Source organism: Sodalinema gerasimenkoae IPPAS B-353, from assembly GCF_009846485.1.
GTDB lineage: Bacteria > Cyanobacteriota > Cyanobacteriia > Cyanobacteriales > Geitlerinemataceae > Sodalinema > Sodalinema gerasimenkoae.
The window spans coordinates 1,476,190-1,497,540 of the sequence record NZ_ML776472.1; the positions used below are offsets into that span (position 1 = coordinate 1,476,190).

Consider the following 21,351-nt stretch of genomic DNA (forward strand, 5'->3'; position numbering starts at 1 on the left):
CATCATGAAACCGCAAAAAACTCTATCCAACCCGTCCCTCCTTGAGCTATTAGAATGCCTCATCCCCAACGTCGTGGGACTTTACATTGATGGCTATCTCGGCTTTGGCTTGAGTCTCGTTTTATTCCTCTATCATTGGCGACATCGCCGAGGGGAAAAACACGGCGAAAAACGCTTCTTGTTCTGTCTCTCCGCCAGTCTGCTGTTGCTGGTGTTCTCTCACGAACCCTCCCCGGGAGGACTCCTCCCCCAGCGGGATGCTCCCCGTCAGGAGATAAATAGACAGCGGTAGTCGGGGCGAAAAATTTTGCGCCCCGACTAGAACGCACCTCCCCTAGCGTCCTCTTAAGGTCGCCAACTTGCGCCGCCAGTCCTGACGCTGCACCGTCTGCCATTGCTGGCGTAACTCCTCAACTGGAACCGACTCCTTCCCATAACGCCAACCCACATAGGCTTGACAAATTCGAGATACCATGCTACGCACTTCAGGAGGATAGCGATCGCCCACCTGACGCGCAAACTCCAAGGGGGTGTGAGCCGGATGTTTCGGACAGCCATCAGCCGCCAACCGCTGCAACATCTGCTGATATAACCGCTCCATCTGGGCTAACTTGGACAGCCAACGGCGGCGTTTCCATTCCCGCCACCCTTGCCAACTCAGCCATCCGGCAAAGCTAAACAGAACCAGGGTCAACAAACCACTCAATATCCCCAGCCATCCTTCAGAAAATCGTGCTAAGAACCAATCAATGGCCCGGCCAATCATCACAAAAATGCCGTTGATGAAGCCAGCCACCGGGGAGGGAAGCCAACCCGCAATCCAATCCCAAAACTGTCGTAAGACGCCAAAGGGTTCATACTCACTCACCGAGGGGGGAATCACCTCATGGCCGGGAATGGGGTCAAAGGCGAACCAACCATGACTGGGGAAATAGACCTCCGTTAAGGCGAAGGCATGGGTGTTCTTCACTTCATATAAGCCGGTGAAGGGGTTAAAGTTCCCCGGCCCGAATCCTGTTGCCAGTCGCGCGGGAATGCCCACGGAACGCAACAGGAGGGTGAACACTGTGGAGAAATGGTCAGGATACCCTCCGGGGGTACAGGCCGCCGGATTGGGGGATTCCTCGCAGCGGAAGAGGAAGTCTAAGGCTAAGTCTTCTCCCTCATCGAGGAACTCTAAGCCAAAAGGATCTTGGGGAATGTCATAGTTCTGTTTGAGATATTGGGCTAGATATAGGGAAATCTCATAGGGGTTCGTGAGGGGGTTGACGGCGTTGTCTAACACCGATTGGGTATAGTCCCGTAATCTCTCCTCAATCTCGTCGGGAACTTGTAGATAGACGTCGGAGATGCTTTGAGGATAGGTGGTGTCAGCTTCCCCTAACCGGGTGCGATCGCGCAAGGAGACATGAGAGACCACACTATAGGTCAAACCATCGGATAAGGGGACTGGGGAACGTAGAGACCCCTCTGGACCGATCGCCACATCCTCTGTAGGGAAATAGAGATAGCGGGGTTGGTCGAGAACCGGAATCAGTCCGGGGAAGTCGGCCACAATGCTATAGGTTTGGATGACTTCTTGGGTGAAGCTGCGGGGCCCCATAAAGGGCAAATCAAAGCGGAAACTCCAGGGAGACCGGCGCACGTCCCGCACATCGTCATTTCTGGAGATGCGCCAGCCCTGGCCGGTATACTCGTCAAAGGCAATCACTCGCCAAAATCCGGGGGCCTGCGATCGCACCCGCATCACCACCTGAGGCGTCATCGACCCCCGCAGGTTTTGGTTCATACTCTCAGAAAAGCCCGCATAAAAGGTTTCATCCACCTCACCGGGACCTTCAGCGGTTCCGTCTCCCTCTCCATTAAACTGAGTCCCATCGGTTTGCGCTTGGGGACTGGCGATATTCCGACCATCAAAGTCGCCGCGAAAGTCAATGGTACTGCTGACGGGAAACGACCGTAACTGATATCCCGGAACCCGAGGAATCGCCGCAAATAGCACTAAACCTAAACTCAACACCAAGAGGCCCAGGGTTAGGCTGGCTTTCCAGGGGAAGGAGTGGCGTAGAGTCCTAAAGACCGAAGCTTGCGACCCGTCTGAGGTGCGATCGCCCAACCCCAAACGAGAGCGATAATCATAAATTAAGGTGGGAATCGCCAGCAGCAGAAACACCACCAGAAACGGGGCAAAGGCCATGGTTTGGCTAATGGTTCCCGCCACGCCAATCAGAATCAAGGCAATAATCATTGAATAGCCTAAATCCTTGCGTCGCGGTAAATCGAAGGTGTGCAAGACTTGCACCTGAATCAACAGTTCCGCCAAAATCACCCTTGTGTCATTCAGGGTGGTCACCAGATTACTCAGAAAGACCACCAACGTCACAATCAGGGCGATCGCCAAGACAAACTTCAGAACAATGTTACGCTCACGGCGACGGAACCAACTCCAGCTTGCCCCCATAATACTCAGGGGAACCGCCCAGAGGCTCGTTGTAGTCCCCGCCGCCACATCCGTAGCCACAATCCCCACAATCACCAGCAATTGCACCAGCACCCGTAACGTCACCGAGTCTTCCGGGACTGGAGGGGACAGCGATCGCCAGGCCTGCCAAAGTCGTCCCAGCAGCGGTAGAGACGTCCAACGTGGGGAATTTGCAGCAGACATAGGCATTCTTCAGGTGGGCCATGGAACAGGGTTCACCCCCTATCCGTCTTAACGGTGGGGTGTATTTCATACTGTGCCACAAAGGATTACCCATTTGCCAATCCCTTGAATTTACGGATGAATTTTGGGGATAAACTCAAAAACATGGGTCAAATTATCGTAATTTCACGCAAGAAATAGTCACGTCTTTGAGGTTCAGTCCCTAAGCCTGTATCCACGACCCAGGTGGAGATACAGAGACTCCCCGGACACCGAATCAACAAACTACATCAAACTTTTACATTTAGCCCAGGCAACTTTACGGAAACTTCATTAGCCCCTCAGGTTGCTGACCTATAATGTGAATGGGAGTGGTGTTCATACCAATCAAGCTAGGATCAACATGAATAAAAACATAATCATAGGACTCGGTTTTCTCATTCCGTCTGTGATGGCGATCACACCATCATCAGCCCAGGCATTTACCCTGACTGGCTCAGTCGAAACCTTTACCGGAGATCAGGCTAAAGTTGACTACTGGTTGACCGAAGTCAATGGCGGTGTTCAGTTCGACTTCAAAGTCGATACCAGCATCAATATCGGCGACCTGCGCGGCATTTTCCTAAATCTCAACAATGCTGATCTCATCAGCGGCATCACAGCAAGCGCCAATAGCAACCCCTTTGCCGACATTAACGATAGAAATTTCTACTCTATTAATACCAGTGGTAGAAACAATGACTTCTTCACCGACTCCAGCGGAGGATTAATTGACCTCGGAGGCGGCAACAACCTCCAGGGGGGTGGCAACGACTCTCCCGCCGATGGCTATCACCTAGCCTTCAATATTGGTCAACAGGGACTTCGAGGAGGCAACTCCGACTTTCAAGCCACATCCTTTACCCTGAACCACAGTAGCCAAAGTCTTTCTCTGAGTGACTTTGCTGAAAGTGTCTTTGGCGTGCGTCTGATGAGTGTCGGTGACAACCGTCAGGGCAGCAGTAAACTGGCGGGGACCACCCCAACGGTGGACGTTGAACCCGAACCCGAACCCGAACCCACTCCATTTCCTACCGTAGTTCCAACTCCTTTACCCACCCCGGCCCCAACCCCCGAATCTCGTGAAGTCCCCGAACCCGTGGGAATTCTGGGCTTAGTGGGATTGGCAACAACCCTGACCCGCTTACGCCGCCGTCATCATAGTTAATCTCGTCCTAGCCGCTACGAGTGACACCCATCGATCATGCCGCTCTCGGTGCATCTACATCCATTTCCATGCCAATCCAGCTTCAGGCAATTCCCCCAAGATCTCCTTCACTTCACTCCAAGGGACAGTCGAGTGGGGTTTTGCCGATGATTGATCCGTCTGGCCAGGCCTACCCCCCATCAGCCAGAGGCCCTACAGTAGTAACGAGATTCCCTTAACCGGGAATGCTGAACAGTTGCCCGTCCAGACCGTCTACTGACCTATGACCGCTTTTCCTGTCTCCAGTTCCCCTCAACCCACCGCGCCGGGAGTGGGTCATCTCGATCAGCGGTTTCACAACTTGGTCGAACAATCTCTCACCACCCTAGAGGCGTTGCTTCAGGATGAGAGTTTAACCCCATCAGAACGGGGCAAACTGGCCTTAGACATTTTAGCCCTAGCTCAACAGTCTCCAGAGGCTCCTGAGTTGTCGCGCCTGCAGGGGATGGGCCATGCTCTCATGGGGACTCGAAACCTCAACCTGACCTCAGAACCCAGTTATCTCAATGAGGTAGTCTGTTTCGATGACTTCTTATCCCCTGAGGAGAACCAGAACGCCTTAGCCATTGCCCTGGATCAACAAGAGAAGTTTGTCCCCTCCAGTACCACCAGCAAAGCCGATAACTATCGTCAGTCCTGTATCCTCTACGCCACGCACTTCCCCCAGTTTTACCACCAACTTAAACATAAAATTCTCGTCGCCTTACCTGACATTTGGACTCCGCTGAACCATACTCCCTTTCCGGTGACCCAAGTAGAAATGCAGCTCACCGTCCATGGCGATGGCTGCTATTACAAAGTCCATAACGACTCCGGGAGTCCCGAAACGATTACTCGGGAACTGACCTATGTGTATTATGTGCATTCGGAACCGGCACAGTTTTCGGGGGGAGAACTGCGCTTATACCAAACCGATCCCCATGACGGACGACTGCTCGATCGCAACCGCTTCAAAACCGTCATCCCGCAGAACAATCGTCTGGTTCTATTCAACAGTCGCTGTCAACATGAAGTGATGCCCGTTCGCTGTCCCTCCAATGGGTTCGAGACCAGTCGCTTCACCTTTAATGGCTGGCTGCGACGGTAAAACCGCTCTGGGGGAATTGAGGCCCCCAGAACAGAGCTTGTGTAGTTTGCACCCCCACTGGGTAGGACGATGGAATTCTAGGCAGTTGGGCAGATGGCAAACACCAGCGGGGACTGTTCAGACACATCAAGATGAACCTCCAGCGTATAGGTCTGGTGGAGCTGGATATCGGCTAATTCAACGGTGACGCTGCCAGGTGTCGACCGTTGGCCTGTGGCGATCGCCCCCTCACCCCGTAACTGCACTCGACCCCCATCAGGAATCTGACAGCAGACTCGTAATTGGGGCAATTCGGCCTCACAGCGATACTCGACTTCTAATTGCAAGAGTCCTTGAGCCGTGAGCCATTGACGGCGATCTCTCGGGTGACTGGCCGAAACATTTAAGGACAAGGACTCGACTATTTCCTTAGCCGCCAGTAACGACAACAGCATCTGCTGCTTGGGACTCGCCCCCTCATAACTGCTGGGAAATTCCCCTTCAGACGGTTCAATCAGGGTTTTCGAACTGCGACTGGTTGACCAAAGTAACACTCGTTCAGTCCACAAGTTCAACTCCTCGGTCTGTTCCGGGAAGAGTCCTTCCACCGCAGCCACTAGGCGTTCTCCTTGACGCAGAGAGGTTCGTAATAACTGCTGACAGCGGACGAACAATTGGGCAAAGGTCACGTCCGAAATGGCAACGGGGAGGCGGAGGTGTTGGAGTTGCGGGAGCCAGACATAGATGGGAACTCTTGAATCGGCTTCCTCGTCAACAGGATCATTGGCGTACTCCCAAACCTCCGTGGTTTCCCAGGGGAACAGGGGGGGGTTCTCTTGAATTTCTTGTTGGATGCGGCGCTTCAAAAGCGCCTGAAAACGGTTCTGCATGGTGGATTCGTCTGTTATAGAGCTAGGGTCATGATCCCGATTTTGAAACGGGGAGCGGTGGGATTCGATACCCGCTCCAACGTTCTGGTCATCATCGGGGATCACCTCTTGCAAAAGCCAGGTGAGAAAGCGTTCTGCTAAACGTTCCTCCTCCGGGCTGAGTGGATTCTTATCATTATTCATTCGTTGACTTCCCTTCTCCGGACGTTGACACGCCCCGTTCCTGATGGCGAGGTCTTTATACTCATAGTTTGACCAATTTCGGCTCCTTTGTGTCAGTAGGATTAATCATTTCGCTGCTCCCAGGCCCGCTTGAGGAGACTGAACCAACGGCGCTGGAGTTGTGCCGGACTCAGTCCTAACTGTTGTGTAATCTCGTCGTCTGAGTCCCCTCGACGTTTGGATTCGAGCAATTTTCGCTCCAGAGAGTTACAGCGACTGAGAAACCCCTCCCACTCAGCACCAGTCATGCCTAGATTGTGGTCGAGATCCGCATCCAACCATTGATGGACTAACTCCCAACGGTGGGAGAGAGCAAAACGGATCAGGTGGTACTTAAACCGCTGTTGTAAATAGTCCCGCTGGCGAGGGTCTAATCCTAGGATGGCTTCAATCTCCGAGGTCGACAAGTCCTTGAGACGCAGGACAAAGTAGTCCGCACAGGCACTTTGGTTGTTCTCGTCAAGATAGCGGATCAGTTCTTCGATAATACGCTTGCGTAACAGATCATCGGTGGGATCTTGGGCGCGATCTACAATGCGATCGCGCACCTGAGATAACGACGCATCCCCCCAACTACTACCCCCTTCGTTCGGTTTGCCATCACTGGCCTGTTGTAAATCCACGGAAAGTTCTAGGGGTTGCTGTTGGGCAAAGGTTTGGGCCCGCAAAATAACGAGCTGCTGACTGCGACCGCGATTGAGATGAATGCGCCGTTTGCCATAGCGTTCGGTGAAGGATAGATATTCCGCTAATTCGAGGAGCGATCGCGGCGAGTAGGTGGGGGGGAGTTGAGCCTCACGACGCAGGGCGTTGAGGGTTTCGAGGTAAAAGCCTTGCAAAAAATCCTCGATCAGTTGCAGCCGGGCCCCATAACTCGACTGGATGTTGGGGGGCGTGATATAGCGATAGACAATGGCACTGAGGGTACTATGTAACTCCAGGCGTCCCCCTTCTGAACCCCGGCGATAATACTGGAGAATCTTCTGGAGACGATGTTGGGCCAAATGATAGGCCGAATCGAGGACATCACCTGAGCGTTGAATCCTTTGGCTATATTCACAGGTGCGGTTGACTTCCTCGGCGACTCGTTCGGCAACAGTTTGACAATGTTTGGGACTGGCGTGAGTGCCAGCTTCGAGTTGTTGAGTTAACCATTGCACAAGCAAATCTGTCATGGAATCTTGGGGGGGGACTGAACTAACCATTACCGAGAGTAAGTGTGAAAACAATATGAATGACAGACCCTCTCCTCCCCCCGCGATCGCCCGCTCTGGGCTTCGCAAGATGGGGAGGATGGGATCTGAGGCTGGTAATGGTAGATGCCCCTGTTGCCCGAGTGACAGGGCAAGTGATGTACAAACTTAGGAGGTCAAGGCTGATAACGGCGATTCCGGGATGAATATGCTACCCTTTGGAAAATGGACTTGCTGGCATTTAATGGGTCAGGCAAAAGGTCAATGGCCAAGGTTCTTGTCTTAAACGCATCCTACGAACCGCTGAATATTACAAGCTGGCAGCGGGCGGTTATTTTGGTGTTTAAAGGGAAGGCGGAACGTCTTGAACATAACGGGAAGTTCGTTTATCCGGGTTGTCCGCTCCCTACCGTTATTCGACTCCGTTATTACGTTCGAGTTCCGTATAAAGAGATTCCTCTGACTCGTCGCAATATTTTTTATCGAGATGCCCACACCTGCCAGTATTGTAACTACAGTGGCGAGGAGTTGACGTTAGATCATGTCTTGCCCCGCTCTCGTGGGGGTGGGGAGAGCTGGGAGAACCTGGTGACGGCCTGTGTCCGCTGCAATGTGGGTAAGGGTAATCGCACCCCCCAGGAGGCAGGAATGCTGTTGCAAGGGCGACCCCATCGTCCTCATAGTAGTTTGTATTTTGAGGTGCGCCGCTGTGTCACGAGTGGGAGTCATCCGGAATGGGGGAAGTATGCGATTGGGCTGGAGCGATGAGACGCTGTTCTAGCCGTCGGAGAATCCAGATGAGGATGAGTAACGTGGCGGCCAGGACTAACCAAAAATTGTTGGCCAGGTGTTGGGAACCGTCGAGGGCCATGCCTCCGAGGGGAGGACCGATGGCATAGCCGATCGCCCAACAGAGGGAGTTGATGGATAGATAGACGCCTCGCATCTGTTCTGGGGCCAGTTCTACGACGAGGGCGGAGGCGGAGGGGGTATAGGAGATGGTGGCGATCGCCATCACCCCTAACGCCAGAATCGCCCAAATCAGAGGGCTGCTACTGTTGCCAATCACCCAAACGCTGATAAAACTCAGGGCCCAGATACAGGCAGAAATCATGAGGGCGCGGGCATGGTTAAAGCGGTTTAACCAGCGGGCGACGGGCAGTTGCAGCAGGACGGACACGGCAATATGCCAGGCAAATAAGCCGCTGACAATCCGGGCCGGGAAGCCGTTTCCCTCGACGCCGGGGACGAAGTTACTGAGGTAGACGGGGAGGGCGGTGTGGTTTTGGGAGATATAGGTGGTAAAGAGGATGTTGGCGGCGGCATAAATTAAGAGGGTGCGATCGCCCAAGGCCCGCAACCAGTTTTTCAGGGGATTCTCTCGCTCTAATGCCGGGGAAATGCTCTCTTTGAGGGCGAGTCCCAACACTAGGAAAAAGACCCCATAGGAGATGCCATCGATGATAAACAGGAGCCGATAATCATCGGTCCATTCTACCCAAGCTCCCCCCAGGACAATGCCAAATTCTAAGCCAAGACTGTCAGCCAGCCGGTTGAGGGCATAGGTTTCGCGTCGTTCTTCGGGTTGGGTGAGATCGGCGACGATGGTTTCAGCGGCGGGCCAATATAAACCAAGGCCGAAGCCGTTGAGTAAACTGCCGATGAGGAGGGTAGAGAAGTCTTGGGTGTTGGCCAGGAGGAAGGAGCCTAACCCGGAGGACACCGCCGAGAGGAGGAGGGTTCGTTTACGCCCAAAGCTGGGGGAGTCACAAAGAGAGCCACTGAGAATCCGCCCGACAATTCCGGTGATGGAGGCTGCTCCCAGGGCTGTCCCCACTAGGGTCGCGGAGATTCCCACCTGGTTAACGAAGAAAATAGGGGCGTAGAAGAGGGTGAAGCCCGTACCAATTTGTGACAGGAATCGTCCCAGGATGAGAATACGAACTTGTTGGCGGGCGCTCGTCTTTAGCATAAACAATGAATAACGTCAACCCAAGGTTTGGGTTTCATGACCATTGTCCCTTAACCCAGGTGCTCTAAGGCATAGATATCCCGTTCCCGTCCCAGGGCAAAGCGGAAGGAGTGGGAGAGATCCTTACTGTTGCGGGTGATAAACAACAGGAAGGCGATCGCCGAGAGGCTGGCAGCAATGGCAAACAGTTGGGCATAGCCGAGATCTTCAGCAAAAGTCCCCAGGAGGGGGCCGGCGATGGCAATTCCTAGGTCAAAGCCTCCGACACAGATGGAAAAGACGCGGCCTCGTTCTGCGGCTTGGGAGCGATCGGTGATGAGGGCGATGGTTGTCGGTAGCATGGTTCCGGCGGCCATGCCTTCAATGAGTCCAGCCAGAGCGAATAGGGCAGGGCGATCCGCTTGCCATAACAGGACCATTGCCAAAAAATAGCAGATTAGGGCCCCACTGATGAAGAGGCCTCGGCCCCAGCGATCGGAGGCGCGACCGGTGACCAGGCGCATGGTAAAGCTGGAGATGGCGGTCATGGTGTAAAACAAGCCGGGGTTGAAGTTTACCCCTGTGTCTTGGATATAGAGGGGAACGAAGGTGGTAATGGTGCCAAAAATGAGGCCCACGATGAACATCAGGGTGGCCGGGATTTGAATGCGGGGACTGGTTAACATGACCCAGAAGCGTTCTGAGGTGGGGGAGGGGCCGCCTTGAGTACGATGGGGGGAGGGGGTGTTATCTAAAAACCCTGAACAGACACAACTGACTAACCCCAGTCCAGCGGTCATCAGGAAGAGGGGAACATAGCCGAGTCCCTGCTGGACAAACCCCCCGAGGGCCGGGCCGATGGCGAGGCCCATGGGGGTAACTAAACTCATGTAGCCGATGAGTTCTCCCCGTTTATCGGGGGGTGAGATATCGGCAACGAGGGCACTGTAGGCGGTGGTGAAGGCGGCGATACTAATGCCATGGAAAGTCCGCAGCAGCATCAGTTGAGGAATCGAGGCGGCGAAGAGATAGCCTAAGGGGGCGATCGCCACCACAGCCGTTCCCACTCGCAACACTAACACCCGACTGCGGCGATCAGCCCAACGCCCCAGGGTGGGACGGGAAATGAGCAGGCCAATGGCAAAGGACCCCATGACCCAGCCAATTTGTTGTTGAGTGCCCCCTAAATCTTGGACATAGAGAGGCAAGGTGGGTAATAGGGAGGCCATGCTGGCCCAGAAAAAGAGGCCTCCCGTGAACAGGAGGCTGAGATTACGTCGTTTTTCGGGATTGAGGGTTTTAAAAACTTGCAAAACAACCTTCCTTAAATGGCCATGGCGGGATGCAGTGGGGAGCGGCGATCGCCCGTCCCTGTCAATTATGAATTTATGTTAACAAATTCTCTCAAACTCAGACTCCAGACCTGACCGAGGGCCCAACCGACCAGGGGACAAAGGGCAAATCAGGAGGCTAAACTGGAGCAGGCGGCGATCGCACCGCATTCTTCCTTGCTTTTTAACGGTTAAGCCGTGAAACTAATCCACTTTTGCTTTAATAGCCAACATAATCGCCAACATCATGCTACCGGAGGTCAACTTGACCACTGGTCGGAGTTACCCGAACTTCCCCATCATCTAGGGTTAGCCACAGGTGGCCCAGTTCTTGTGATTGTTGGCGGGGCCAGTAAGATGGAGGCGGCTTCCCTGAGCCGCTTGCAACGGGTCTTTACTGAGATTATCGCTCCCCTAGCCCAGACCCTCAACGCCACGGTCATTGATGGCGGAACCGATTGTGGGGTCATGCAACTGATGGGCCAGGCCCGACATGAGATCGCTGGCACATTTCCTCTCATTGGGGTATGCGCCATCGGCACAGTCATCCTCCCCGATGGAAGTCCCCCTCCCTCGGATGAGGCCGCAGAACTTGAACCCCACCATAGCCATTTTGTCCTCGTTCCCGGTGATGACTGGGGGGCAGAAAGTCCCTGGTTGGCCCAACTGGCAACCCAGTTTGCTCAGGGAGCGCCCCATGGCACCTTAGTCAGTAATGGTGGGGAAATTACCTGGCAGGATGTCCACTGTAGTGTGGCAGAACAACGGCCCACCTGGGTTTTTGAAGGCAGTGGCCGCACCGCTGACCAACTGGCGGCGGCTCTTAGGGGGGAAGAGAGCGACCCTCGGGCCGAACCTCTGGTGGCCTCTGGCTATTTACATCGCTTGGTCTTGAGTGATGATCTCAACTCAGTTAAAACCGCTCTGGACGCTCATTTCACAGCCCTGGAAAGCCTTCAGTGAAAAGACGCAACAACATTTTGCAAATTGGCTTGGTTTCTGGGCAAAAATTCCCATATACTGCTGTTGAGGGTATCCGCCTGTAACCGCTTAATGCCTTGCAGCCCCTGAGCCAGCTAGGTTGATATCACGTTAACTTGGTCATCGAGATGCCCCCATTCAGTGAATCCTGTTCCCTTTCTTAGCTGGAACAGCTCAGTCGGTCCTCAACCTCGCCTGCTTTTTGGGGCTATTCCCCCTAACGTCAATGGGAGGCAGAAGGGTCACGGTTGTTTCATCTACAGACAACAGCAATGGCAAAGAAAAAGAAAACCTATAACGACTATCTGAAGGAACAGTTCGGCGGTCTCATTGACCAGCTCGAAATCTCTGAGCTTCAGAAAGAGTTTGTTAAATCTCGCTGGCTTGACCAACTCATGTGGTTGGAGAAAAAGTCAGGAGAGTCCCAGAGGAAGCATTTCCGACTACGTCTAATCACGATTATTGGCGGTGTGGTCATCCCCGCCATGGTCAGTCTCAACGTTCGTGATGGTCCAGCCAAGGATGTCATTTTTTGGGGAACCTTTAGTCTCGCTCAGGTGGTCGCCATCAGTGCTTCGGTGGAAGAGTTTTTCCATTATGGGGAACGTTGGGCCCAATATCGGAAGACCGCAGAAATGCTCAAAACCGAGGGCTGGCAGTATTTCCAATTGAGTGGCCCCTATCGTGACTCGTCCTGTCACGGCGCCGCTTATCGCAGTTTTGCCGATCGCGTTGAACATCTGATTCAAGAAGATGTCTCGGCGATTACGGCAGTCCTCGAAGAGGCTCAGCAACAACAGGGTCAAAGTAGTGTCGCGGTCAGCACTCAGTTCTCACAACTGTCTCAGGAACTCGGACAGAGCCGACCTGTCCCACCCCCACCTCCGCCGCGATCGCGGCCCCCAGTCCCGGTGCAACCGAGGATGCAAGCCAGTTTCAATGAGCCGAGTACTCTGCCTCGCTATGACGACGATCTCACGAATGACCCTTTTGGGGATAACTTCACGGATGATATTGGGCCAACCCCAGCCCCCATCACCTCTCAGCCTCCCCGGTCGTCTAGGTCTTCTGGGAAAGCTCATGTGACGGCCCCCCCGCCACCGGAGATTAATGATGCCAAGTTACAGAATCTCAAGGCACCCCCTGGAGAACCGATTTCTCCACGGGCTACTTGAAAGCCTTAATTCAGCAGACTTCGTCATCATGGGTGTTTCACTGTGTTGTGCCACCGGAAACTCATCTCCCGGCCTAAATCGCTCACAGCAATAGGTTTGGCATTAAATGAGTCGTTGATCCCAGCCCTGGGCCGTTGAGCCGATGGCTGGGATTTCCTATGAGCAATTTTCGAACCTTGTGGATTTTATCGAAAATTTTGGGTCTAAAACCCCGTCCTTCTAGGACGGCTTTTGACAATCCTGCTTTTTTGTGCCAAGATTGTCCGCACAACCGATGCCAACGGTGCGATGCTTGTTCTTGAGTTCAAAATCAAAGGGAAGCCCCATCAATACGCTGCAATTGACGAAGCGATCCGAACCGCACAGTTCGTTCGTAACAAGGCACTGCGCTATTGGATGGATACCCCTGGGGTCAACAAATACGACCTCAATAAGTACTGTCAGGTACTCGCCCGAGAGTATGATTTTGCTAGAGAACTCAACAGCACGGCTCGTCAAGCCTCAGCAGAACGCGCTTGGTCGGCAATTTCTCGATTCTTCGAGAACTGTCGCCAGTCTGTTCCTGGCAAGAAGCGGTGCGACCCCGCGCCGTCGTACGGCGCCAGGGAACGCGCACCAAGAGAAGGATATCCCAGGTTCCAGAAAAACAGTCGTTCCGTCGAGTACAAAACTTCCGGCTGGAAGTTACTCGACCCCAAGCATATTGTCTTTACCGACAAGAAAGGGATCGGACGACTCAAGTTAATTGGAACCTGGGATTTGGCATTTTACGGTATCGAACAAATCAAACGGGTTCGACTGGTTCGCAGAGCCGATGGCTATTACGCTCAGTTCTGCGTCAAAGTAGAGGTTCGAGAAGAACTCAAACCGTCAGGAAATACTGTGGGGTTGGATGTCGGACTCAAGGAGTTCTACACCGATTCCCACGGGGAGTGCGAACCGAACCCGAGGTTTTACCGAAACGCCGAGAAAAAGCTGAAACGCGCTCACCGAAGGGTGAGCAAAAAACAGAAAGGCTCTGCCAACCGAAAAAAAGCCGTCAATCGACTCGGGCGGGTATACCTCAAAATAAGTCGGCAACGTGCTGGCGAAGCCTGCGCCTAAGCGCATAGAACACGCCAAGAGACTGGCGCGTTGCGTAATCCAATCTAACGATTTGGTGGCCTACGTTGGCGAAGCCTGCACGAAGTGCATAGATTTGAGGATTAAGAATCTGGTGAGAAACCACTGTCTCGCCAAGTCGATTCACGATGCAGGTTGGTATCAATTTAGGAAATGGTTAGAGCATTTTGGGGTAAAATTCGGCAAGATTACCGTGGCGGTGAATCCTACCTATACCTCTCAAAAATGCTCGAGTTGCGGCACGGTGGTCCAGAAAAGTCTTTCGACTCGAACTCATGTTTGTCAGTGTGGGTGCGAGTTGGATAGAGACCACAACGCAGCCGTCAACATTCTGAATGCTGCCTTAAGTACGGTAGGGCATACCGGAACTTGGGTCTTAGACCCAAACGCTTCTGGAGATTTGACCGCTACTTTGGCTGGTGCAAACCTGTCAGGGCAAGTCGGATCGTTGAAGGAAGAATCCCCACGCCTTTAGGCTGAGGAGTGTCAACTCGTTGGTGTATTCTGCTGTTTCATCCGGGATATCTTGGCCCGGTTTTGGGTGATGACTGTAAAGAGTTGGAACCGCCTCACGACTGCACCTGCCACTAAAGTTGACTGGTTGGTTCGGGGGTGTTTGGTCTTGAGCTTAGGGAGTTTCCTGGGCGCCGGAATTACCGCCGTGTCCTATTGGCGGGAACGCTATGGAACCATTCAAACGGCTCTCAACTCAGCTCAAGACAAGCTGGATGACGCGGTGCTGGAACTCGATGGAGCACTGGAGCATCTTGAAACGACTGTTCAGGGGTTGGCTGACGATCTCAGTTCTGGGGAATTAGAGAATGCTGAGGTGGAGGCCCGTCTTGAGGAAACCCTCAGAGCAAACCCCAGCTTCTCAGCCACGGCGGCAGCCTATGAACCCTATGCCTTTAGCGAGGAGCGCGAGTTATTTCATCCTAACTTTAAACGGCTCCTGACTGATGGGGTTGAGCGGTTTGAGCGGTTTGATACGGAGGAGTTTATCAACTACATCGAGACTGACTCCTATCGTGAGCCTCTATTGGAGGGACGGCAATGGAGTGAACCGGCGTTGAGTACAATTATCAACTCAATTGTCGTTGAGTATAGTGTTCCCTTTACGCTACCGGATAACAATGCCCCTGATCCCAGTGGAATTGTCTATGCAAACTATGATCTCAATCAGTTAAGCCGGCTTTTCCAATCCTTTGATTTAGGAACAACCGGCTATCCGATTGTTATCACTTCGTCGGGTCAGTTGATTTACCACCCAATCACCCGTTTTGTTCAACAAAAACAGTCGATTATTGATTTGGCGCAGGAGTTTAATGACTCGGATCTTGAGGCGATCGCCCGCAACATGGTTGCCGGGGAATCAGGAGTGAAAAAACGGGGCGGAGGTGCACCCTCTTGGATGATTTATCAATCGATTCCGGCAACCAATTGGTCTGTTGGAGTGGTGCTGTTTCGAGATGATATCTTTGGCGATACGGTAAGTTTAACCAACAGATTGGTGCTGTTAAGCCTTCTGGTCATGTTTGGGGTTATTTTTGCCCTGGTGGTGGCGTTACCTCCCCGTCGTCATCACGTCTCAGAACTTTGGCTCCTCTCGATGTCCGTGTCGGGAGTTTTGGCCTTGGGACTACTAGCCATCTGGCTGTTGGAAATGCAGGAAGTTATGGTGCTTCAAGATACAACGCCTCCCTTAGTCACCGAAACGAGTCTCCAGCAGTTCTTAGAGCGTCAACGTGAAAAAAACATTGCACAAGGGCTATCTGAGCCAATCTTGTTGCCGACTGGGGTGTTTCTTCAGTCGATGGAGTTCAAAAATGCCAATGATTTCTTTGTAACGGGATATATTTGGCAACGCTATGATGATGAGCTACATGAGGGCGTGACGCGCGGTTTTGTCTTGCCCGAAGCGATCGCCTTTAGTCGTGAGGAAGCCTACCGCCAAGAGCTGCCCAATGGGGAGTTGATTGGTTGGTATTTTCAGGCAACCCTGCGCCAAACCTTTGACTATAGTAAATATCCCTTCGATCATCAACAGGGTTGGTTGCGGATTTGGCATCAAGATTTTGCCTCAAATGTGATTTTAACGCCGGATTTAGGAGCCTATGATTTGATGGTTCCCCTCTCGCTTCCGGGGCTGGAAGTTCCCGAAAACATGGTGCTACCCGGTTGGAATATTAAACAGAGTTTCTTTCGCTACCGGTTTAACAGCTACAACTCTAACTTTGGTTTTATGGGAGAAACTCAGGTTAAAGATTTTCCAGAACTCTATTTTGAGGTGAATTTAAAACGAGATTTGTTGACGGTTATTATCACTAAAATGATGCGCGTCATTGTGGTCTCGGGATTATTGTTTGGCGTTCAATACCTAGTTCGCTATAAGAATGATGATAATCAACTGGGATTTAGTGCCTCAGGAGTCATTGGCGCTTCGGGGGGATTTTCCTTTATCCTGATTTTGGATCAAATCAATCTTCGTAGTCAGTTGGCAACGGGTGGCATTATTTACATTGAGTACTTCTATTTTGTATTGTATGTCATGATTTTGGTGGTTGTTTTTAATGCCATCATGGTCGCTAAAGGGTCGGAGAATGCTCTGTTGAAATACAACAACAATATCCTGCCAAAACTGTTGTATTGGCCGCTGTTATTGGGGTTGCAGATTCTGGTGACTCTGTTTGTGTTTGTTTAAGGAACCTGGGGACGCGTCATAGCTGCCTGAGAACTTCTCCCCGGAGATGTTGATCTAGCCTTGCACTGAGGCGGTGATCGCGACATGATTAACGGAACTAACCTGTTTACATGTCGTGCTGTTCTGCCGGAGTGGCTTCACCGATGACCTCAGATCCCAAATCCCCTTCCCCCAAGTCCTCCTCACGAACCCGAGATCATCTGGCCAACGAACGCACCTATCTGGCTTGGATGCGAACTGCCTTGGGGTTGATGGGGTTGGGGATTGTGCTGGCCCGCATTGATGAGATTCTCCCCGAGGGGATGTTGGGGGTGCGTCAAAGTTGGCTGTTGGGACTGATAGCTTGTTTATTAGGATTGCTGATGGTGGCGATCGCAACCAAGAACTATTTTGACATCCGGCGGGCGATCGAGCTAAACACCTACCACCCCCAGAAATGGTGGATTCTCATCATGAGTGTCATCCTAACGGCGGTGGGGATTGTTTTAATTCACGGGATTTTTAATCTTTCGCGCTAATGGTTTAACAACTTTTCTGTTGTTAAAGTTACCAAAACCGGTAAAATGTCTTTTAACATAGCCGAATTTTAGACATAAGCATTTCCCTATGACCGCAGCTACTCCATCCGCTCCTACTACAGCCCCGGAATTTTGTCAAGGTATTCATTTTTTTGCTGAGAGTCTCCCCGGTTGGGAGACCTACGGCAGCCAGCCCGCTATTGCCGAAGGTGCAACGGCCATTGCTGACCTCAGCGACAAAGCCGCCGCCTATCAAACCCTGCTCGCCGCCGATGCCCTGCGCTATTTGACCCTACAAGTGACCTCCAGTAAAGCCTCCGGTCATCCTGGTGGCTTTGCCAGTATTTCCGATGCGATCGCCGCCCTGGTCATGTTGGGCTACAAAAACATCATTACCGAAGTCGGACACCACGCCCCCGGATTTTACAGTAACGTCTTCCTCGATCGCTCCCTGGAAGACATGGGCATCAGCACCGTCCAACAACTGCGCGATCGCTTCCGGGAAACCCACGGCCTCCTGGGTCACCTCTCCGGGCAAATCCCCGGCCTCCTCAACCCCGCCGGTCCCCTGGGACAAGGGCAACATTTCGCCATGGCCGGCGCTAAACTCAACCCCGGGGTTCTCTTCCCCGTTACCATCGGCGACGGCGGTATCGGCGAACCCTACGTGATGAGTAGCTTCGGTCACTTCAACACCGCCTACCCCAACGTCACCAACTTTCTACCCATTTTGGTTTGGAACGGCTATAGCCAAGAACACCACAGCATGGTCTCCACCAAAACCAACACCGAAATGCGGGAGTATTGGTCCGGCAACGGCTTCCAAGAGATTATCCTCATCGACGCCAAAGACTACGACGATGCCAACCAGCCCGGCGATTACGTCGACAGCACCCAATTCTCCCTAGAGAAACGCCTAGAGTTCACCCAAGCCCTACTCCAAGCCGTCCACAACGCCGCCCAGTCCGCCCTCAACGGAACCCTGACGGTGTTGATTGTCAAACAACTCAAAGGGGCCGGCGTTCACAAACGCGGCGCCCAATCCCATAACCTCTATCCCGGAGATACCGTCGAAAAAGACTATATCGCCAACGCCCTGCAAGCCCGGGCCCTGACCCCCGAAGCCTGGCAATTAGTGCGGACTAACTACGAACGGGCCGGCGGTGGGGCTGCGTCCAAAACCGTCGTCACCGAGTTTGAACGGGACTTGCCCGATTTAGGAACCCTGCCCCTGAATGAGTTTCCCGTCGGCGGCGATAAACAGGTGGCCACCACCGCCATGGGAGAACTCGTCGGCTATGTGGGTAAACAGGACCCCGATTTTGTCGTCACCAATGCCGACGGAAATGCGGCCTCGGGGATTAACAATATCAATATTGCCCTCAACATTATTCACCCCACCCCCGACGACACCTATTTTCAAAAGCCGGGCGGTCAAGTCTATGAACCCCTCAGCGAAGACGCTTGTGCTGGCTTAGCCGCCGGACAAGCCCTATTTGGCGGACGGACCCTGTGGTGTTCCTATGAGTCCTTTGTGGTGAATGGTCTCCCCATTTGGCAAACGGTGACCCAAGCCATGGCAGAATTGCGCCGTCCCACCCCAGCCACGATTACCCTGTTTACGGCGGGGGCCTTGGAACAGGGACGTAATGGCTGGACGCACCAACGGCCTGAGATTGAAAACTATTTTGCCGCCATGATGCGCAATGGCAATGTGTTCCCCCTCTTCCCCGTGGATGCCAACAGTATTCAAGCCTGTTATGAGTGGGCGTTGGGACAGAAGAATAAAGGGATTACCATTACCGCCAGTAAGTCCCCCCTCCCGATTCGCACCAGCTTCGCCCAAACCCGTCAAGCGTTGCAGGATGGGGCGGTGGTCTTGCAAGAGACTCCCGGCGAGAAAACGGTAGTCTTTGCGGTGTTGGGGGATATGGTCCTGTTGCCGGTGGTTGAAGCGGCCCAACAGTTGCAAGAGCAAGGCATTGGCAGCAAAATTGTGGCGGTGGTGAGTCCCCGCCGTCTCTATCGCTCCTCCGATGTGGCTTGGGAGATGTCGAGTCAGAAGGATGGCGGTTTCGTCGATGATGCCAGTTTTGCCGAAATGTTTGACGGCGATGCCCTGTTGGCGGTCACAGGCGGGTCTAGTGCCATGTTGGAACCGGTGATGTTACGCAGTCATTGCCCTCGGGATGTGTTTGCCTGGAAACGGGGTGACACGGCAGCCAGTGCGGCGGCGGTGATGGCCATTAATGGCATTACCTCGGAGAATTTGGCCAAACGGGCTGCGGAGTTGCTGGGTTAAGGTTCAGGTCACTCTCGGGTGAGTTGGGGGTATCTCCACTCACCCGTCTGGGAGGGACGGGGTTGGCGGCGTCTGGTGGGGGCTATGTTAGACTCAGAGCAGTTCATTTTTCCCTCACTGTGATGTCTGCTTCCCTCTCTGACTTGTCGCAGACGGCTGCTGATACGGTTTCGGCTGACGAGATTGTGTTTCCTCCCAGTGACCTCCCCAGTGATGAGCCTCCCTTGGAAAGTTCTCTACATCTTCAACAACTCCTGCTTTTGATCAGTTGTCTTAACTGGGTTTGGAGAGACCGTCAGGATTATTTCTGTGCGGGGAATCTCACGGTGTACTATAGTCCCCGTCAGTTGAAATCGGAATTGTTCCGAGGTCCCGATTTCTTTGTGGTGCGTGATACGTCCAACCAGCCTCGCCGCAGTTGGGTGGTTTGGGAGGAAAATGGGAAATATCCTAATCTGATTATTGAACTTTTATCGGACAGCACCGCAAACGGCGATCGCGGACTCAAGAAACAGATTTATCAGGATATTTTTAGAACCCCGGATTATTTTTGGTTCGACCCTCAAAGTTTGGAGTTTCAAGGGTTTCATTTACTCGATGGTCTCTATCATCCTCTCGAAGCGAATGAGTCGGGATGGCGTTGGAGTCAGCAGTTGGGGTTATATTTAGGGGTGCATGAGGAGCGTTTACGCTTTTTTACTCCCCAGGGAACTCTGGTTCCTACGCCGGAAGAGGCGGCGGAACGTGAGCGTCTGCGGGCGGAGCGTGAACGTCAAATCAATGCCAAACTGAGGGCTAAGCTGGAGGAATTGGGAATTGACCCAGAACAACTCTAATTGATTAGCAAAAGAATAACCCGCCCATCCCATTAAGAGACCGAGTTTCTCCAAGAAACCCGGTCTCTGGCTTTGGGGCCAATCAGTCAACCCCTCAGAGTCTTGATGGCTGTTCAGGATATCGAGTGGGATTTGTTGCATGGAATCCCAGATTGTAGGGGAACCCACCCCAGCCCCTCCCAGGAGGGGATTTTTCGCCCCTACGGTACCAGCCTATCAGAGGTTCGACCTTTTCCCTGAACTCAGTCAGCGTTTTTATTCGTTCCGACTCTCGATTGTTTTGACAGGTTAGGGCGGTTCATTTCGCCCGACCGCTCCTCAGAGATAACGGCTATCACAAAATAAATGCCGTGAGGGTTACGCGGTCGAAGTTGGTATTTTTTTGGTCAGATTACCACTTATGGATAGGACGCTTTTATAGAACCAGTTTACCCGTTCTGTCTCCCCTTTACCGCCAGTGTGCCTATCTGCTTTGGCTCTGATTGCAGACTAGTTGCCAGCTTCACTCTCTGAAATTCCGAGTTCAGTCGGTGTGGCCAGGTTGGGAGTCACTGTGTCTCTTACAGGACAAGACTTTCACTTGCATCAAAGAGTCAGTTAGGAGCCAACGTTTTAGGTTGGTTTCTCCCCGCTGGTTATGTATTAGCCAGCGAACGAATCGCACTTTTGTTTCCATTAATTCCGCTTCCGAAGAAGCGGTGAGTAGTCTGGTCCTGGTCTCGAGAACGTCGAGACGGCGAAAGTTTCCATTAATTCCGCTTCCGAAGAAGCGGTGAGTTGATGCCTACGTTGTCGGATGGGGAGAAAGTCTCGAAGATGTTTCCATTAATTCCGCTTCCGAAGAAGCGGTGAGAATTGCGTCTTACTTGAGCCAAAAGACTCTCCAAAAAGGTTTCCATTAATTCCGCTTCCGAAGAAGCGGTGAGACTTCTCGTATTATGGACGACCACCGATGCCGTGCAACGGGTTTCCATTAATTCCGCTTCCGAAGAAGCGGTGAGCTGCCTGCGAAGCAGATCGTCGTGCACAACGTCTTAATGTTTCCATTAATTCCGCTTCCGAAGAAGCGGTGAGACTTCTATCAATGCGAACACACCCTAAACAACTTAGGTTTCCATTAATTCCGCTTCCGAAGAAGCGGTGAGCCTGCAACATTTCGGAGTTTCTTCCCTA

Annotated in this window: 15 protein-coding genes, 1 pseudogene and 1 CRISPR repeat array (1 of these 17 only partly in view); of the genes and pseudogenes, 11 read left to right on the forward strand and 5 right to left on the reverse strand. The window is 52.8% G+C overall.

Annotated elements, in window-relative coordinates; all coding sequences use genetic code 11:
• The first annotated feature begins 4 nt into the window (after positions 1–4).
• Positions 5–292, forward strand: a complete 288-nt coding sequence (locus L855_RS06590) for a hypothetical protein (RefSeq protein WP_159785784.1) — start codon at positions 5–7, stop codon at positions 290–292.
• Between the two features lie 42 nt (positions 293–334).
• On the opposite strand, the gene L855_RS06595 is transcribed toward L855_RS06590, so the two are convergent.
• Positions 335–2,665, reverse strand: a complete 2,331-nt coding sequence (locus tag L855_RS06595; RefSeq protein WP_192925004.1) for a transglutaminase TgpA family protein — start codon at positions 2,663–2,665, stop codon at positions 335–337.
• A 430-nt stretch (positions 2,666–3,095) separates the two neighbouring features.
• Between L855_RS06595 and L855_RS06600 the strand changes: the two genes are divergently transcribed.
• Both L855_RS06600 and L855_RS06605 read left to right on the forward strand, forming a co-directional pair.
• The gene (locus tag L855_RS06600; protein ID WP_246198748.1) at positions 3,096–3,851 is read left to right on the forward strand and encodes a PEP-CTERM sorting domain-containing protein; all 756 of its coding nucleotides are present in this window, start codon (positions 3,096–3,098) and stop codon (positions 3,849–3,851) included.
• Positions 3,852–4,113: 262 nt separating this feature from the next.
• Positions 4,114–4,977, forward strand: a complete 864-nt coding sequence (locus tag L855_RS06605) for a 2OG-Fe(II) oxygenase (RefSeq protein WP_159785790.1) — start codon at positions 4,114–4,116, stop codon at positions 4,975–4,977.
• Positions 4,978–5,054: 77 nt separating this feature from the next.
• Here L855_RS06605 and L855_RS06610 read toward each other — a convergent pair whose 3' ends face one another.
• Both L855_RS06610 and hetZ read right to left on the reverse strand, forming a co-directional pair.
• Positions 5,055–6,029: a PatU gene (locus L855_RS06610; protein ID WP_159785793.1), complete on the reverse strand. Its 975-nt coding sequence runs from the start codon at positions 6,027–6,029 to the stop codon at positions 5,055–5,057.
• A gap of 101 nt (positions 6,030–6,130) precedes the next feature.
• Positions 6,131–7,243 (reverse strand): heterocyst differentiation protein HetZ, encoded by a 1,113-nt coding sequence (gene hetZ, locus L855_RS06615; RefSeq protein WP_246198749.1) that lies wholly within the window; start codon positions 7,241–7,243, stop codon positions 6,131–6,133.
• A gap of 282 nt (positions 7,244–7,525) precedes the next feature.
• Here hetZ and L855_RS06620 point away from each other — a divergent pair, with 282 nt between their 5' ends.
• Entirely contained in the window at positions 7,526–8,029 is a 504-nt protein-coding gene (locus L855_RS06620) for an HNH endonuclease (protein ID WP_159785799.1), read from the forward strand.
• On the opposite strand, the gene L855_RS06625 is transcribed toward L855_RS06620, so the two are convergent.
• Complete coding sequence (locus L855_RS06625; protein ID WP_159785802.1) at positions 7,974–9,233, reverse strand: MDR family MFS transporter; 1,260 nt, start codon at positions 9,231–9,233, stop codon at positions 7,974–7,976. The two genes, L855_RS06620 and L855_RS06625, sit on opposite strands and share 56 nt — an antisense overlap.
• A gap of 50 nt (positions 9,234–9,283) precedes the next feature.
• Complete coding sequence (locus L855_RS06630; protein WP_159785805.1) at positions 9,284–10,525, reverse strand: MFS transporter; 1,242 nt, start codon at positions 10,523–10,525, stop codon at positions 9,284–9,286.
• Positions 10,526–10,741: 216 nt separating this feature from the next.
• Between L855_RS06630 and L855_RS06635 the strand changes: the two genes are divergently transcribed.
• The 7 genes and pseudogenes from L855_RS06635 to L855_RS06665 all read left to right on the forward strand — a co-directional run bounded on the left by L855_RS06635 (position 10,742) and on the right by L855_RS06665 (position 20,178).
• Complete coding sequence (locus L855_RS06635; RefSeq protein ID WP_246198750.1) at positions 10,742–11,506, forward strand: hypothetical protein; 765 nt, start codon at positions 10,742–10,744, stop codon at positions 11,504–11,506.
• 290 nt (positions 11,507–11,796) lie between these two features.
• Positions 11,797–12,699, forward strand: coding sequence for a DUF4231 domain-containing protein (locus L855_RS06640; protein ID WP_159785808.1), 903 nt, complete (start codon positions 11,797–11,799; stop codon positions 12,697–12,699).
• A 288-nt stretch (positions 12,700–12,987) separates the two neighbouring features.
• A pseudogene (locus L855_RS06645) lies at positions 12,988–14,296 on the forward strand (RNA-guided endonuclease InsQ/TnpB family protein).
• Positions 14,297–14,365: 69 nt separating this feature from the next.
• The gene (locus tag L855_RS06650; protein ID WP_159785811.1) at positions 14,366–16,522 is read left to right on the forward strand and encodes a hypothetical protein; all 2,157 of its coding nucleotides are present in this window, start codon (positions 14,366–14,368) and stop codon (positions 16,520–16,522) included.
• Between the two features lie 143 nt (positions 16,523–16,665).
• A complete protein-coding gene (locus L855_RS06655) occupies positions 16,666–17,040 on the forward strand; it encodes a YidH family protein (protein ID WP_159785814.1) in 375 nt (124 codons plus the stop codon).
• An 88-nt stretch (positions 17,041–17,128) separates the two neighbouring features.
• Positions 17,129–19,342, forward strand: coding sequence for a phosphoketolase family protein (locus tag L855_RS06660; protein WP_159785817.1), 2,214 nt, complete (start codon positions 17,129–17,131; stop codon positions 19,340–19,342).
• 122 nt (positions 19,343–19,464) lie between these two features.
• The gene (locus tag L855_RS06665; protein ID WP_159785820.1) at positions 19,465–20,178 is read left to right on the forward strand and encodes a Uma2 family endonuclease; all 714 of its coding nucleotides are present in this window, start codon (positions 19,465–19,467) and stop codon (positions 20,176–20,178) included.
• A 668-nt stretch (positions 20,179–20,846) separates the two neighbouring features.
• A CRISPR array of direct repeats spans positions 20,847–21,351; the repeat unit is 35 nt; unit sequence GTTTCCATTAATTCCGCTTCCGAAGAAGCGGTGAG (it continues 1,364 nt past the right edge of the window).

Bases quoted from the DNA above. Each gene is read 5' to 3' on its own strand.
- L855_RS06590 (WP_159785784.1), top strand. From the start codon at position 5: ATGAAACCGCAAAAAACTCTATCCAACCCGTCCCTCCTTGAGCTATTA.
- L855_RS06640 (WP_159785808.1), top strand. From the start codon at position 11,797: ATGGCAAAGAAAAAGAAAACCTATAACGACTATCTGAAGGAACAGTTC.
- L855_RS06620 (WP_159785799.1), top strand. From the start codon at position 7,526: ATGGCCAAGGTTCTTGTCTTAAACGCATCCTACGAACCGCTGAATATT.
- L855_RS06595 (WP_192925004.1), bottom strand. From the start codon at position 2,665: ATGTCTGCTGCAAATTCCCCACGTTGGACGTCTCTACCGCTGCTGGGA.
- L855_RS06655 (WP_159785814.1), top strand. From the start codon at position 16,666: ATGACCTCAGATCCCAAATCCCCTTCCCCCAAGTCCTCCTCACGAACC.
- L855_RS06660 (WP_159785817.1), top strand. From the start codon at position 17,129: ATGACCGCAGCTACTCCATCCGCTCCTACTACAGCCCCGGAATTTTGT.
- hetZ (WP_246198749.1), bottom strand. From the start codon at position 7,243: ATGACAGATTTGCTTGTGCAATGGTTAACTCAACAACTCGAAGCTGGC.
- L855_RS06610 (WP_159785793.1), bottom strand. From the start codon at position 6,029: ATGAATAATGATAAGAATCCACTCAGCCCGGAGGAGGAACGTTTAGCA.
- L855_RS06600 (WP_246198748.1), top strand. From the start codon at position 3,096: ATGGCGATCACACCATCATCAGCCCAGGCATTTACCCTGACTGGCTCA.
- L855_RS06650 (WP_159785811.1), top strand. From the start codon at position 14,366: ATGACTGTAAAGAGTTGGAACCGCCTCACGACTGCACCTGCCACTAAA.
- L855_RS06625 (WP_159785802.1), bottom strand. From the start codon at position 9,233: ATGCTAAAGACGAGCGCCCGCCAACAAGTTCGTATTCTCATCCTGGGA.
- L855_RS06605 (WP_159785790.1), top strand. From the start codon at position 4,114: ATGACCGCTTTTCCTGTCTCCAGTTCCCCTCAACCCACCGCGCCGGGA.
- L855_RS06665 (WP_159785820.1), top strand. From the start codon at position 19,465: ATGTCTGCTTCCCTCTCTGACTTGTCGCAGACGGCTGCTGATACGGTT.